Source organism: Alteromonas sp. 4NH20-0104, from assembly GCF_057547795.1.
Window position 1 is genome coordinate 180,560 of the sequence record NZ_BAAJLP010000001.1, and the last position, 14,953, is coordinate 195,512.

A 14,953-nucleotide genomic window follows, 5' to 3' on the forward strand; every position below is an offset into this window, starting at 1 on the left:
CGGCCAATTGGTCTTGGTTTTAGTTCTGATGTAAGTTGCGTTCAGCTATTATTTTTTTAATGACACAGCGTGATGTTTTGTTAGTACACCAAAGCTTAAATGCAAACAACAGACCAAGTGCAAAATACAAATAATATCAATAATATAGGTGTTTACCGAAGGATTGAAAGTGAAGTCTACTTACCACTGGGGGTAGAAAGCGGAAAGTCTGTTTACACTGTGTTAACGGGCTTTCCGGACCATCGGAAAATGGTTTTCACAGGTTGGAGGTAAACTTGAATGAGGTTGAATTTCAGTCTGATTTTGCCAGTGCAACTAAAGCCTGCCCAAAGGCTATTCCGCCATCATTAGCAGGCAGTTGCTGATGCCTCAGCACCTCAAAACCGGCCACCAACAATGCTTTGTTAAGCGGCTCAGAAAGCAGTAGATTTTGCATTACTCCGCCAGATAAAACCACAGTATTAAAACGGTATGAGCGACCCAACAGCACCGTCATCCGGGTCAATGCAGTGACCAGCCCTTTATGAAAGGCCAGCGCCATGGCGGCTTTGCAGCGCCCCTCTCTGACATCAGCTACGACCTGTTGCCACATACTCGCAGGTATCAGTTGATTATCTTTAATCTCAAGCGGATATGGCTCCACTGCTTCCTGGCAGGTCAGAGCCAGTGTTTCCAGGCTTATGGCGGCCTGCCCTTCGTAAGTAATTTGCACAGGTGCACAGCCAAGGACTACAGCCATGGCATCAAACAAGCGGCCGGCTGAACTGGTCATCGGACAGTTGATTTGCATCGCCAGCATTTTTTCGAAACTCTTACACATAGGATCGGCAAACTGCGGGCATATATTCGTCATCTGAGCCACTTGCTCAGCACTGAAACTTTGTCTTAGCTGAGCATAAAGCGAACGCCAGGGGGCTTTGATAGCCTGAGCGCCGCCGATCAATGGCACCGGTGCAAGCGAAGCTACCCGACTCATCGCAGCATACCCGCCATATAAAAACTCTCCCCCCCACAGCGTATGGTCGCTACCATACCCGGTTCCATCCAGACAAATACCCAGCACCGCATCACCGCTCAATGGATACTGATTATCACCCAGACAGGCAGCAATATGGGCATGATGGTGTTGTACCCGGGTCAGGCTATTTCCCTGCTCTTCCAGGCTCACCCCCTGTTTGGTTGAAAGGTATTCCGGATGCAGGTCGCACACATAATGTGTGGCAGCATTATCGTATAAGCCCCGATAGAGCTTAAGGGTGTGTAAATACTCATCGAAGGTACTGGCGTCATGCAAATCACCGAGATGCTGGGTAACAACAGCCCGATTCTCTTTTACCAGACATAAGGTGCTCTTTAACTGGCCGCCTAATGCAATAAGCGGTTGGCCAGCGGTAAACCCTTCTGGTAGCGGCATACTGGTTGGAGCATACCCGCGAGCCCGGCGCAGAACCTGAGAGCCGGCGTCGCCAGCCACCACCACCGAGTCATCCAGACGACTGTGAATCGGCCGGTTATGTAATAACTGCAGGTCGGCGATATTGTTTAACTGGTCACGGGCCGCCTCATTAGTGATAGCCTGAGGCTCGCCGGAGCGATTGCCGCTGGTCATCACCAACGGAAAATCCAGCGCTGCCATCAACAAGTGATGGACCGGCGAGTAAGGCAACATGACACCTATCCTGGCATTATCCGGCGCAACAGAAGCTGCAATCCGTTGCTGATTGGAACAGTTTGCTGCACGTGAAAGCAACACCACAGGCGCAGCCGGATGGGTTAACAGGGCTTCGTCCTGTTCGGTAACCGTGGCGAAGTCCCTGACTGCGCCAATACTTTTAGCCATCAGAGCCAGCGCTTTGTGGGGCCGCTGTTTTCGTTCACGTAAACGCTTAACCGCTTCGTCATTAGTTGCATCACAGGCCAGGTGAACACCACCAATGCCTTTTACCGCAACAATCAGCCCTTGCCGTAAAGCGTCACGGATTAACTGAAAAGGCGTTTCGGTGGCTACCTTGCTGCCGTCAGGGGCTTCCAACCAACAGTGCGGGCCACAATCAGGACAAGCATTCGGCTGGGCATGAAAGCGACGATCAGCGGGGTTTTCATATTCCTCCTGACAGGCCACACAGAGGGTAAAATTCGCCATTGTGGTGGCGGCCCGATCGTAGGGGATTTTACGGATGATACTCAGCCGCGGGCCGCAATTGGTGCAATTGATAAAAGGATAGCCGAACCGGCGATCGCCAGCCTCGTTAAACTCTGCAAGACAGTCGGGACATGTCGCCGCATCCGGCGCGCACCCGGTTGTCACCGTACCCGATTGTGATACATCGATTTCAAACGTGGTAAATGGGGGTAAGTTTGTCGCTTCCAGATGCGTCGCATCTATTCGGGCCAGAGGCGGCAGTTGCTGCGCCATCAGATCAACGAACTCAAGGGCCGTCGGCTCACCACAGTTAAGTTCGATAGTTACCCCGTTAGCATCGTTAAACACCCGTCCGGTGAGTTGCAGATCCGTCGCCAGACGCCAGACAAAAGGCCGAAAGCCAACGCCCTGCACAATTCCGCTAACCCTTAAGCGCACTCCATTGCTGCCTGACATTAATGCACCGTACAGGCCATACAGGGGTCGAAAGAGCGCACGATATGTTGCACCGAAATGGGCGTTTTTTCTCCGTTCATTACCGGAGCGCCCACCACCGCCTGCTCCAGCGCACCAGGCTGTTCCTGTTGATCCCGGGGCGAGAAATTCCAGCTGGTCGGGGCGATGATCTGATAGTTACTGATTTTACCGTTTTTCACTTCCAGCCAATGGCCCAGAGCTCCGCGTGCCGCTTCCACCAGGCCAACACCAGAGGCCTCGGCAGGCATTTCTCCGTGATGACAAAACGGCGCTGTCGGATCAATTTGCTTTATCCACTGCTCCATTTGCGGCACCACTATGGCGACTTCCAGAAGTCTGGCTACCACACGGCTTAACACGTTGCCCCCATGGCGGCTGATCATGTCTCGCAGCAGTGGATGGCCATTGACCGCCTGTCGGGCAAGCGGGCCCACTTCCACCACCTCATTACCTAACCGGGGGGCTTTACACCAGCTGTAACCCGCTTCATTGTCGAGTGTTGGCTGAGTAATTCCCTGCGCCGGCGGATGCGGATGGTCGGTCTCACTCATCCAGCTATGGGAGTGATCTTCGACAATCAGGCCAATATCCAGCGCACTGGTTTGGCCGTTACGGTAGCTACCAGCAGCCCACATTGGCGCATCGGCCCCACCGTAAGCACCAAAACTGAGGAAGTGATCCGTTGCCCTGCCCAGCAGATGTAACTGCTGTACTTCGGCAACATGTAAAAAACGCCGAAAATCCGAGGTCTGCCAGGGTTTCTCACGATACCATTGCCAGAGCTCTGCTTCGCTTTTGAGCTGGCTGATGGTGGCCAGGCTATCGCCAAACAGCGTGGTTTCTAAAAAGCGCTTAAAGCTGGCAACGATGGCCAGTAAACGCATTCGTTCTTTCGCTTCGATGGCTTTAGCGACGCCGCCCGGTTGCAAACTCAGCGTATGTGGCCACTTACCCGCCATGAGCCCCATCAGGTGCAGAAAGTCTGCCCTGGCCGGTAACATCTGCGCCGCGGCTGAACCAGCAGTGGCTTTAAAACGGCCCTGAATATCACCAAACCAGGGGGATGCGGCATAGCTGTCGCGGGCAAAATCCGGCATAAAGAAAAGATAGAAATGCGTAATCAGATCGGTGATGTTCTCACTGGCCAGCACCAGATTGGTACACAGTTCGCCGTTCTTCGGCATGGTCAACGCCATCGCATCGGCCAGCGCCCGGGCACTGGCTACCGACTGAGTTACTGAGCATATTCCGCAAATTCGAGGCGTATAAACCAGCGCATCCATGGGCTTGTGGCCAAGCAGTATGCGCTCAAATCCGCGGTAAAGCGGGGAGTTAACCTCAGCACTTTGCACCTGATGATCTCCGGTTTCAAGGGTGATCTCTAAATCCCCTTCCACACGATTAAAAGGGCCAGCAACAATTCGGCTCATATTGATACTCTTTTACTGCACAGGCTGATGATTCAGCCTTTACGTTTATGGATGGTGGGCGGATAAATTAATTGTTCAGCAATGGCATTCTTTTTTAACCGCTCGGGCGTGGCCGCTTTAGACAGTTGTGCCAGTGCCACAAACCACGCCTTGGGCATGTCCGTTGGCAGCCCAACCGGGATACCGGCGATTTTAGGCGTCTTACAGAAGCTGTGTCCCGGCTCTTCAAATTCCGGTGCAGTGCAATTGATACATGGGTAACCACCGTTGGTACAGGAACCCTGTCCGTTCCAGGGACGGCTATTACAGTCAGCATGGGCCTGGGTGCCTTTGCAGCCCATATTCTCCATCATACAACCGCGATCGCCCATATCCACGGCACTCGCCTTATACTCATAAAATTCGTTGCGGGAACACCCATGGTGTACCAGGTGATCGGCGTACATCCTTGGCCGACCGAATTTATCCAGTTGCTCATCATTGTGTTCACCTAACGCAATACTCATCAGGGTTTCAGTGACCCAGTCCGGGTGCACCGGACAACCGGCAATGTTGACCACCTGATCGCCGCTTTGTGAGGTAAATTCCCGTCCCAGCAGGCCGCCGGCCACTTCACCATCAAATTGCAGGCCTGTGGCATCGGTATCATTAGCGCCTGCAGCGGTTATCCCACCGTAAGCTGCGCAACTACCAACGGCAATGGTATAGCGGGCTATATCAGCCAAATCCTTCACCCATTCAATCATAGGTTTGCCGGTGCCGCCCATAATATGAAACTTACCGGTGCCCAGCGGACCGGTCATCATAGAGCCTTCTATACATAGAATATCCAGCGCAATATCCCCTGCCAGAATGCCCTCAAGCATGGCAATACACTCATCACCGGAGGCTTCACTTAACGAGGGGTGCCACAATAAATTGATACCGGCATTCTCAAACAAGGACAGCACGTCGGGAGACTCAGCATTGAGCAACGACATGGAACAGCCGCCGCAACCGCCGGATTGCAGCCATAACAGATTAAACATCAGCAGACTCCCGATTGGGTAAAAACAGACTTGCGATAGCACCGCCATCGGTATGGTTGTCGATGGATAACTCGCCATCATGTTGCGAGACAATACCATAACTAATTGATAAACCTAAGCCTGTCCCCATTCCTACGGGCTTAGTTGTATAAAAGGGTTCAAAGATTTGCGGCGCATCTTCTGCGCTGATGCCGGGTCCGGTATCGCTGATGGTCAACAACACCCCATCCTTATCGGCACCAGCGTTAATGGTTAATCGACGCCGCTCAGATGCCGCCATGGCATCCACCGCATTCTCAATTAAGTTAACGACCACCTGATGAATTTGCCCGGCATGGCCGTAAGCCTCCAGCGGTCTTGGAATATTATCAACAACCTCTACAGGGTAATCACACTCTTTCATGATCCAGTGCAAAGCCGTGTGCACCGCGTGACTGAGGTCAAAAGGCGCTTTCTCTGAAACCTGAGCTGATGAGAACTGACGTAAATCATTAACGATTTCTTTCACCCGATCCGCGCCTTCCATGGTGCCATCTACCAGCGAATTAAGATCTTTAATGGCTTTTTCAAGACGCATGTTTTCACGCATTTCGCGCAGGGTATCGCGGCTTTCGCCATTGGCAACCGCATCAAAATACGTACTGAGTTTATCGGTGTAGCGTCGCAATACGTGCATGTTGCCATACACAAAGCTAATGGGGTTATTGAGTTCATGAGCAACCCCTGCGACCAGGCGTCCCAGAGAGGCCATCTTTTCCGACTGGATTAGCCGTTGTTGAGCAAGTTGTAACTCCGCATGGGCAATATTGAGCTCTTTATAGGCACGTTGCAGTTCACCTAACGGTCTTCCCACCAGCACCATGCCCACCGATTTACCACGGTGATTTAGGCGTGCAGTGCAGTTAACCGATAGCGGCACGTTACCCGACTTACCCTGTAGCTCGAGTTCGTAATCCCTGACGGATTGCACTCGAAGTCGATCGCGAAAAGCCTGAACCTTGTCATGCAGTTCTGGCGCAATAAAAGTAAGAATAGAGCGCCCGATGAGGGCCGATTCAGACTCCCCTACCAATTCGGTGAGCGCCCGGTTAACGCCTTCGATAATGCCATCGTTATCACAGACAATTAGCACGTCGTTCATGGCACTTTGGATGCTGTCAGAAAAGCTTTTCGCCTCTTCCAGTTCGACGTTTTTCTCTTCGACTTCCACCTGAGAGTGCACTAAATCGGCGTAGGCCTCATCCATTTTCTGGATGACACTTACCCAGGCATCTTCATTCTGAATGGTGGTAACCGGATCAAAATCTAAGGAGTCGGTCATATCGGCAGATTATGATTATCAATACAGGCACTATACCTGACGGGACTCACCCCGCAAGACCAGCATTTAAAAATTTGACTAAAGGCAAGGCACTGCATTCGCCCTGCCTGACATGATAGCGAGCTAAACTAAGGCCGTGGACGAAACATCACCTGACCAGTTTTATTGGCAATTTCTACCTGTGCCACTTTCTGATAGAAACCATCAGCGAAAAAGGTTTCATATTTAGGCACAGTAACAAACACGCCTACGCCTTCGGAGTCCCGGTGCTCCAGTAACACACTGTCGATAGCCCGCATCAGCAGATGGCCCAGACCATGTGACTGGTAATCCGGATGGACGGCAATAAAAGACAATAAATGATACTTTTCAGCCGGCATGGCTGAACGAATTTTTTCTTCTTTCTCAAGCATTTGCCGAGTACCGTAATAGCCGGTTGTCAGCAACATTTTTAACCGCCAGTGCCAGTATCTGCCTGCGCCGGCAGCGTTGTCTGGCCCGGTGAGGCAAGCCACCGATAATAAACGCCCCTCATCAAACAAACCAATGATAGGTTGCTCTGCTTCCCAGAATGCCGTGAGCTCCTCCCGAATAGCCGAGCGCAGGCGTGATTCATAGCCCTCTTTTTCACTTTGGAAAATCTGTAAAAATATTGGATCGTCGTGGTAGGCGTTATAAATAATTGATGCTGCGATTTTCAGATCTTCCGCTGATAAATACGCTGCTCTGATTTTATCCAGGTTCTGTTGAATTTCCGCTTGTACCATAGCCTGTCTCCCGTGTTGTGGTGATGCGTAAACGCCATATTTTGCGACCCAGGCCGCCCTCTCACTCAACCACTGCTAACTGCGCTGCAGTGAACTGAAAACAACAAGATTGGTTTAAAGAGTTACGTAGTAGACGCACAAAAAGTGCATCAGTTCCCAACTCTAGCCGAAAAAATAACACCCTGTAAATATGTTGTTAACAATATTTATACATTTAAACAAAGGAAGTTAAACAAACAGACTGTGGTAGCGCCAGGTCAAACCATAGCCACCAGCATGGCAAAACGCATCAAGCCTGATAAACAGAGGTCTATCAGGCTTGCCAGGATAAGTGGGTTACGAGCTTGAGTTAGATTTTACGCACGGCCTCTTCGCCCCACCCAATTAAGCGGTTGTCTTTAAAGACCAGCGGCGTGCACTCGTCTTTCGTTGTGATACCGTCATCCTCGGTACGCTGAGTGCGGTAGTAAAGGATACGATAAACATGGTCACCTTCGCCGACCATTTCGTTGAAATCTGCTACACCCATTTTGCGTGTGACATCTTCAAAATGTGCACTCACTTCGAGATTGCTGATATGTTTACGATTGTTATATTCGCGCTGCTCCCAGCTGGCCTGATAATGTTCACGATCATCATCCCCTACTGAGATAATACAGCCAGACAATAACATTGGTGCCAGCAGCGCAGTACAAAGCATTAATTTTTTCATAGTGGTTCCCTGTTGAAAAATAATAAGTCACTAATGAACTTCTGGTAATCAAGAATAAGGCCAATTATAACCCTTTGATTTTTATAGAAGTTAAAAAATAACCACTTGGCGCAACGGCCAACTATAGGTATGATTAGCGAAATTTTCGTTGTTTTGACTAACCTTCAGTTGGCGTGCCAGTCTGAGGTTGACGCCATCAGTTGAGAGTGACTCCATGACATCCAAAGAAAACCATAAATCCCTGGTCGAAATCTGCCATGCGCTGGCTGCCGATGGCTTAACTCCGGGGGTCGGCTTACTGCGCGGCAGAGCGCCTTTTAAGGTCAGTGTGCTGGATGCCATTGAAGCGATAAAAGTCTTTAACCAGCAGAACGAACTAGCCAAAGCCGAGCCCAAAATAGCCAGTGAAAAAGAGCGAATCACAGCGCTGGAGAAACGGGTGGAACAGTTAGAACAGGCGCTCGCGGTAATGGAAAGCCGATTAGCTAAGCTAAGTTAACTTAACCTGCTGCCGACAGCCCGTCGATAAAGGTCGCCAGATCCGGAGCCAGACAGCGGCTTGGCAGTTTACCAACCTGTTCCAGTACGACTTCCCCCGAGGCATTGTCGACAGACAAAATAAAGTCATCCTCATCGGTCAGGCCGAAAAATAACGTTGGCGGCTGTTTCAACCGTTGCTTCATTAACAGATGACCAATCAGGTTTTGTTGCAGCCGCTCGAAATCGGCTTCACTGCAAACCTGCAGAAGTTCGCAATTGCCCTGCTCCGCTTTAACCGGCAGGTTAAAGCTCCAGTATGTTGTAAAGTATTTACAGAACTGCTCGTTGAGGGTTATGTGCAGCGCGTTTTCAATATTGGCAAAGGTGTATTCCTTTTCCATTGGCACCGGCTGCCAGGCACAAAGCTCCCCCTCACTGGCATTGCCGATGTAACAGGGTGAGGTTAATTGCGGCTCGAACTCAGTCATCATTAACTGTGGAGAGGCTGCCGCAGCCTGTTGTAAATCGCGCATTAATTTATGCAATGATTGTTGAACTATATTCTCCATTGCTATTCCATATCAGTTATACTAAACCTCTATAGTAAAGAATTTATGGCACTTTAAACACCAGCTTGGCATATTGAATGCGCGTGCCATGATCAATCAGTGATAAAAAACCGTTACAGGACAGCATGACAGTAAAGCACTCTTCGTCACCGTCTCTTCCCGCCAACCTGACACTGGGTCAGAAGGTTGACTACATCGAGCAGTACACCCCCGAACTGTTACAGGGCGTGCCTCGCACTCTTAGCCGCGATCAAATTGGCGTTTCCCAGCCTTTACCGTTCGTTGGCGTGGATATCTGGAATGGCTATGAACTTTCCTGGCTCAACCCCAAAGGCAAGCCACAGGTGGCTATTTTGCAATGCCGGGTGCCCATCGACTCGCAAAACCTGATCGAATCCAAGTCGTTTAAACTGTATCTCAATAGCTTCAACCAGTCTGTTTTCACTTCTGCAAACGAAGTGGCAGAGCATTTAACGGCTGATTTATCGGCCTGCGCCAAGGCAGATGTAGACGTGCAATTATTTAGCGCGGGGCAATTCCATGAGCTCAGTCTTGGTGAACTCGAAGGCACCGTTATTGATGAATTGGATATTGAAGTTAACGATTACCAGCCAAATCCCGGTCTGCTGAAAACCAGCGATACCCTGGTCAGTGAAACCCTGGTCAGTCATTTACTGAAATCGAATTGCTTGATCACCAGTCAGCCAGATTGGGCCAGTGTACAAATTCATTATGAAGGCGCAGCCATCGACCATGCAGGGTTGCTGGCTTATCTCATTTCATTTCGTCGCCATAACGAATTTCATGAACAGTGTATCGAGCGAATTTTTTGTGATGTAATGAATCACTGCAAGCCGCAAAAGTTGGCAGTCTATGCGCGCTACACTCGCCGGGGGGGGTTAGATATCAATCCGTTACGTGCGAACTTTAATTATACCGTGTCGAATAACCGGCTGGCGCGGCAGTAGCATGCCGGCGGTTTTTTTTGCTAACAAGGAGCTTGCATAACACATGGAAGCGAAACAACTCCAATCGTTGCGTGCCCACAGTGAGCAACTTGCAGGATTCATAGTCCGGCTCACCAGCTATTATGAGGGACTATCGGCTGAGATAGATAAAGAGTTACAATCTCTGCGCGGTCATTTGAGTGGCAAAATTGATTTTACTTTAGCCACGCTTGCGATGAATAAAGTCAGTCAGCTTATCATGCTGGAACCCTACTCAGTGAAAACCCTGACCCAGGCCTGGTTACGGCAACTGGAAGAAGATGTGCAGGCTTTTCAGCGCCTGGTCACTGAACCGACGGCCCGCAGTGAAGCCGCCAAAGCCAGTAGCGCCTTGAAGAAACCGATAAAAGGTATCAGTGGGGTTTTGCCGCTATATCAACAAGTTTTAAAATGCTACAAGTCCGGTATTGGCAGCGGCGAAGACGCAACCGCCGAAAGTCAACCAAACAGTAGAACCGTCCAGCTCAAGCAAAATTTAATCGACGAATTAGGCCAGTTGGTTCAAACCTATATCCGGGTCAATCCGGAAGACGATTATATCGCCTCTCTGCAGGAAAGACTGGGGCAAGGCCTTACCGAAGAAGAGTTACTTAACAGTTGTCTTATTCTGATTCGGGTAATGGTTCAGGAAACGCTCACCGAGGCCAATACTGCCGGAAAAATCATCCAGCGCCTGAACAATGCCCTGGGCAATATTAACGGCGATGTACAATCCAGTATTTCTAAAAGCGCCGAAAGTTTCGAAGCTCGTCAAAGCCGTAACCAGGAATTGCGAAATGTCATTGAGGACATGGAAGACGCGCTGGAAGCCGAGCAAAATGTCGATGACTTAAAACAGCAAGCGCAGCATTACCTGGGCCAGATGGCCAACTCTCTGAGTGCCGGTGAAGAGGCTGAACGCCAGGAGCAGGAAGGGCTGATGTCGTTATTGGTTTCCATGCAACAACAGCTGTCCTCACTACAGAAGCAAACCGACTCCTATCGTAAAAAACTGGTTGAGCAACGCATTAACATGTATACCGACCCACTAACCCGGGTCCCCAACCGTATGGCTTACAATGAGCGGGCCGCCAAAGAGTGGGACCGCTGCCAGGCCCAGGATAAGCCGTTGAGTATTGCGGTAGTGGATGTGGATCATTTTAAACGGATCAACGATAAATACGGCCATGCTGCGGGCGACAAAACCTTGCAGGCCATTGCCCGACATCTTAAAACCAACCTTAACAGTAATGAATTTGTGGCGCGTTGGGGCGGTGAAGAATTCATCATTTTGTTGCCTGAACATGCCAATGACAAATTGCTAAATCGCCTCAATGAGTTGCGCGAAGGGCTGGCTAAGCTACCCTTTAAGTTTAAACAAGAGCGCCTGACAGTGACTGCATCCATAGGCGGCACCCAATGCCGTAATGGTGAGAAACTCGACACTGCCTTTGAGCGGGCAGATAAAGGGTTGTATAAAGCAAAATCCGGTGGTCGGAATCAGGTGGTCATTCAGGATACCGAATGAAAAAAATTCAGCTAAACCCTGTAGGTTGGATGAGCCAGCTCTCCCAACTTGAAGTCAGCAAGCTTGAAGACACCACAAACAGTCATTTGTACCAACTCTTTCGCAACTGCTGCCTGGCAGTGCTTAACAGCGGTGTCGATGAAGATAACTACGAAATGTTATTTGCCCCCTATGAATCGTTCGATATTCGATTGATTAAGCGGGAACGGGGCGTCAAACTCGAACTGATTAATCCCCCGGAAGTCGGCTTTGTTGACGAACGATTGGTAAAAGGCGTCCATGAGCACCTGTTCTCTGTGTTGCGTGACATGCTTTACATGGGTAACAAGTATGCCTTTGTACATGAAAACGCCCCCCTGGACAGCGGCAGCATTACCGACATGGTATTTGACATGCTGCGACACGCAAAAGTCATCGAGCGCAATAACGAACTTAACACCATTGTTTGCTGGGGAGGCCATTCTATTGGCCTTAAAGAATACAAGTACACCAAAGAAGTGGGCTACCAGCTCGGTCTGCGTGAAATGAACATTTGCACCGGTTGCGGGCCTGGCGCCATGAAAGGCCCGATGAAAGGTGCGGCAATTGGCCACGCTAAACAGCGCTATCGTGACGGCCGTTATATTGGTATTTCTGAGCCCAGCATAATTGCTGCCGAGCCGCCTAATGCGATTGTCAATGAGTTGGTCATCATGCCTGACATTGAGAAGCGCCTGGAAGCTTTCGTGCGTATCGCCCACGGTATCATTATATTCCCCGGTGGCGTGGGTACCGCTGAAGAACTACTTTATTTACTCGGGATCCTGATCCACGAGCGCAATACTCAACAGCCCTTCCCAGTCATTTTAACCGGCCCTGCAGGCAGTGAATCTTACTTTGAAGCTATCCATGAATTTGTCGGCGCAACCCTCGGCTCCAAAGCACAGAACCGCTATCAGATTATTGTTGATGATCCGGTGGAAGTGTCGCGAGTACTTGGACAAGGCGTTAAAAAAGTCGAACAATTCAGACTGGCCATGGGGGATGCGTTCAGTTTCAACTGGTCACTGAAAATAGAGGATGATTTTCAGCACCCCTTTATCCCTACCCATAAATCCATGGCAGCGCTCAATTTACACCGGGACCAGCCATTGTCTGATTTAGCCAATAATTTACGCAAAGCCTTTTCGGGCATTGTGGCTGGCAATGTTAAAGCCGAAGGGATCCGTCAAATCCGCGATTTTGGCCCGTTTAACCTGTCCGGGGAAGCCGACCTGATGGCCCGTATCGACGCCTTGCTAAAATCATTTGTAGGTCAGCAACGCATGAAATTACCGGGCACTGAATACCGGCCCTGTTACAGTATCAACCGCGATTCATAATCAGTAACATTGTTGAGGCTGACAGTACCGTGTTAATTGGATAGACTACCCATGGATAAGGTCCGGAAGGGGCCATTTGAATTAACAAGTAAAACGACAAAGATAAATGAACAGTAAAGCAATCCGACTTATTTTGATCGGCGTAGCCTCTTACGCGATCCTTGCTTTCTCGCTCATCGCCTTTTATCCGGATAAACCGGAGAACATGGATTGGCAGGACCGGGAAGAGTATAACAAAGTGCAGATATCCAAGCTGGAGCTGGGGATCACCCGGGCGGAAGTCATGGCTTTACTGGGTACGCCGGATATTACCGAGGCAAAAATGCAGGATAGCCGTGAAATACAGGTCATGTTCTATCGCACTCAGCATGTTCGGGCCGATGGCATGACCACTCAGGATGAATGCACGCCACTGTTATTCGAAAACGAAGCCCTGATTGCCTGGGGTGATGGGGCTTATCAAACCTACCTGAGCAGTTAATTAGTTTGACAGCGATGCTGGCAACCTTGCAGGACCTGGTGCGAGACACGGAGGCTTTGCTGCCGTTGCCGGCGCAGGAGGCAGCTCAACTCTCATTATATCTCGATACCAGCGCCCGCTGGCTGGATTTTGCTGAAGCCAATCTACCGCTTATCACCGTTCTTGCCAGCCGCCCTTTCAACCTGTCAGACCCTGCTCAAAACCTTTGGCTACGCCATCTTTCAGTGTACTTATTACTGGGATTACGCAATCGGGTTAATCATCACACACTGCAACAGGGTATGGCGGCGTTACTGAGCTATTACCAGTTAAAGCAACAGGCTCTGTTAACCAAACCGCGACTCAGCAGCACTATCAAACAGCTCACGCGCTGTGGCCAGTTTTACTGGGCAGCGCATATTCTGCCAACCACTCACCGCACCATACTTTATCGCGACTGTTTTGACATCGCCTGGCTGTGGCAGCGTTATCTGCAGCGTTCGCCAACCAGCAGTTTTAATGAGATCTTACAAAAACTGGCGGTATTGCTGCCACCAACCGGGCAGCATCAACTGCATGCCCTGATTGAATACCCGGGTCTGCTGCATGAAGGCATGGTGGTCGGCACCGCGCAACATATCGGCCCGGTGCTAAGCCAGTTACCAGAGCAGGTGTTGATTTATTCAAACACCGAGCAACGCTTTTGCTGGCTCGGGAAAACACACCTAAGGGTAATGCGCCAGCAATCGGTAGGTGTCGAAGACTGGAGCAAACTGCTTGGCAGGCTTACTGCACTTCCCGATGATGGAGAAGTGATTCGCCCCGGCGATCATCGCTGGGCGCTGCCGGTCAGCTATCCGACAGCTCGTCCACCAGTGAGTTTACAAACCTTGTTAAAAGCACTGAATGATCCGGATGTCGCGGTAACAAAAATAGTCAGTATGGTGGAGATCGAGCCCGCTTTTAGTCATTTTTTGACCGACGCGGCCTCCAAAGACAACCGGATGCAGCTACCGGTGCAAAACGTTAAACAAAGCATTCTCACCTATGGCCTGGAAAGAGTGGGTCATATGCTCGTGCAATATGCGCTTTTTCAGCGCTTAACCCAGCACTGGTTCCCTTTGCACGATTGGTATTCACGATTAGCCCAAATAGCTATCCTGTTGAGCAGCGAACTGGCACACGGCAGCGCACGGATAACGCCTCAGTACGCCAGCCTGGTCACGACCGTAGCCATTTCACCGTTATTTACTTCAGCTCAGGAAAAAGGCAAAACCGCCATCAACCGCCGCTCACAACGGTTGTTTGATATGACGACCCTTTTACAGGGAGACGGGGAACAGGGCAAGAGTTCAATCCGGCAACGCTTGTTGTCTCTCGCTACCGCCTGGGAACAGGACAAAGGTCAGTCACGCCTGATAGCCTGTTGTGGCCGCATGCCTGAAGAGGTCCCGGGTTTATTACGGTTACCCCACTGCATTACCGGTCTGAGCCTTATCTGGGCAAGGCAGTGGTTACTTGACCAGTCGCCCTGTGAACAAACGAGACGGTTCATAAAACAAACCGAACAGGCATTTCCGGAGTTAACGGTGATGCAACGACCACTGCAGACCAAAGTCAGTCACCTGCTAAATTGCCCTCTCCCCTAGTCCGCTAAGCGGCCCTTAATAAACGCTGTTTATAAGCACTAT

13 protein-coding genes are annotated in these 14,953 nt (G+C 50.3%); 6 read left to right on the plus strand and 7 right to left on the minus strand.

The features are described 5' to 3' along the window. Positions 1 to 292: 292 nt before the first annotated feature. The 6 genes from hypF to AC27IB_RS00885 form a co-directional block, all read right to left on the minus strand. The gene (hypF, locus tag AC27IB_RS00860; protein WP_487118239.1) at positions 293 to 2,599 is read right to left on the minus strand and encodes a carbamoyltransferase HypF; all 2,307 of its coding nucleotides are present in this window, start codon (positions 2,597 to 2,599) and stop codon (positions 293 to 295) included. After that, positions 2,599 to 4,050: a nickel-dependent hydrogenase large subunit gene (locus tag AC27IB_RS00865; RefSeq protein ID WP_487118241.1), complete on the minus strand. Its 1,452-nt coding sequence runs from the start codon at positions 4,048 to 4,050 to the stop codon at positions 2,599 to 2,601. The genes hypF and AC27IB_RS00865 overlap by 1 nt, the downstream gene beginning before the upstream one ends. A 32-nt stretch (positions 4,051 to 4,082) precedes the next feature. Continuing rightward, positions 4,083 to 5,078: an NADH-quinone oxidoreductase subunit B family protein gene (locus AC27IB_RS00870; protein ID WP_487118243.1), complete on the minus strand. Its 996-nt coding sequence runs from the start codon at positions 5,076 to 5,078 to the stop codon at positions 4,083 to 4,085. Next, positions 5,071 to 6,399, minus strand: coding sequence for a sensor histidine kinase (locus AC27IB_RS00875; protein ID WP_487118245.1), 1,329 nt, complete (start codon positions 6,397 to 6,399; stop codon positions 5,071 to 5,073). The genes AC27IB_RS00870 and AC27IB_RS00875 overlap by 8 nt, the downstream gene beginning before the upstream one ends. Positions 6,400 to 6,527: 128 nt before the next feature. After that, entirely contained in the window at positions 6,528 to 7,166 is a 639-nt protein-coding gene (locus AC27IB_RS00880; RefSeq protein WP_487118247.1) for a GNAT family N-acetyltransferase, read from the minus strand. A 349-nt stretch (positions 7,167 to 7,515) separates the two neighbouring features. Beyond that, complete coding sequence (locus AC27IB_RS00885) at positions 7,516 to 7,878, minus strand: DUF3192 domain-containing protein (RefSeq protein WP_296049070.1); 363 nt, start codon at positions 7,876 to 7,878, stop codon at positions 7,516 to 7,518. Between the two features lie 214 nt (positions 7,879 to 8,092). On the opposite strand from AC27IB_RS00885, the gene AC27IB_RS00890 reads away from it, so the two are divergent. Then, positions 8,093 to 8,377 (plus strand): hypothetical protein, encoded by a 285-nt coding sequence (locus tag AC27IB_RS00890; RefSeq protein ID WP_296049068.1) that lies wholly within the window; start codon positions 8,093 to 8,095, stop codon positions 8,375 to 8,377. Between the two features lies 1 nt (position 8,378). Here the strand turns inward: AC27IB_RS00890 and syd are convergent, their stop codons facing one another. Beyond that, entirely contained in the window at positions 8,379 to 8,927 is a 549-nt protein-coding gene (syd, locus tag AC27IB_RS00895; RefSeq protein ID WP_296049066.1) for a SecY-interacting protein, read from the minus strand. Between the two features lie 125 nt (positions 8,928 to 9,052). Between syd and queF the strand changes: the two genes are divergently transcribed. The 5 genes from queF (at position 9,053) to AC27IB_RS00920 (ending at position 14,911) form a co-directional block, all read left to right on the plus strand. After that, positions 9,053 to 9,895, plus strand: coding sequence for an NADPH-dependent 7-cyano-7-deazaguanine reductase QueF (gene queF, locus AC27IB_RS00900; protein ID WP_487118250.1), 843 nt, complete (start codon positions 9,053 to 9,055; stop codon positions 9,893 to 9,895). A gap of 43 nt (positions 9,896 to 9,938) precedes the next feature. Further along, positions 9,939 to 11,441, plus strand: coding sequence for a GGDEF domain-containing protein (locus tag AC27IB_RS00905; protein WP_487118252.1), 1,503 nt, complete (start codon positions 9,939 to 9,941; stop codon positions 11,439 to 11,441). Beyond that, complete coding sequence (ppnN, locus tag AC27IB_RS00910) at positions 11,438 to 12,802, plus strand: nucleotide 5'-monophosphate nucleosidase PpnN (protein ID WP_487118254.1); 1,365 nt, start codon at positions 11,438 to 11,440, stop codon at positions 12,800 to 12,802. The genes AC27IB_RS00905 and ppnN overlap by 4 nt, the downstream gene beginning before the upstream one ends. A gap of 106 nt (positions 12,803 to 12,908) precedes the next feature. Beyond that, on the plus strand, positions 12,909 to 13,283 hold the full coding sequence (locus tag AC27IB_RS00915) for a DUF3192 domain-containing protein (RefSeq protein ID WP_296049061.1): 375 nt from the start codon (positions 12,909 to 12,911) through the stop codon (positions 13,281 to 13,283). 5 nt (positions 13,284 to 13,288) lie between these two features. Continuing rightward, positions 13,289 to 14,911, plus strand: coding sequence for a hypothetical protein (locus AC27IB_RS00920; RefSeq protein WP_487118257.1), 1,623 nt, complete (start codon positions 13,289 to 13,291; stop codon positions 14,909 to 14,911). The last annotated feature ends 42 nt before the right edge of the window (positions 14,912 to 14,953 follow it).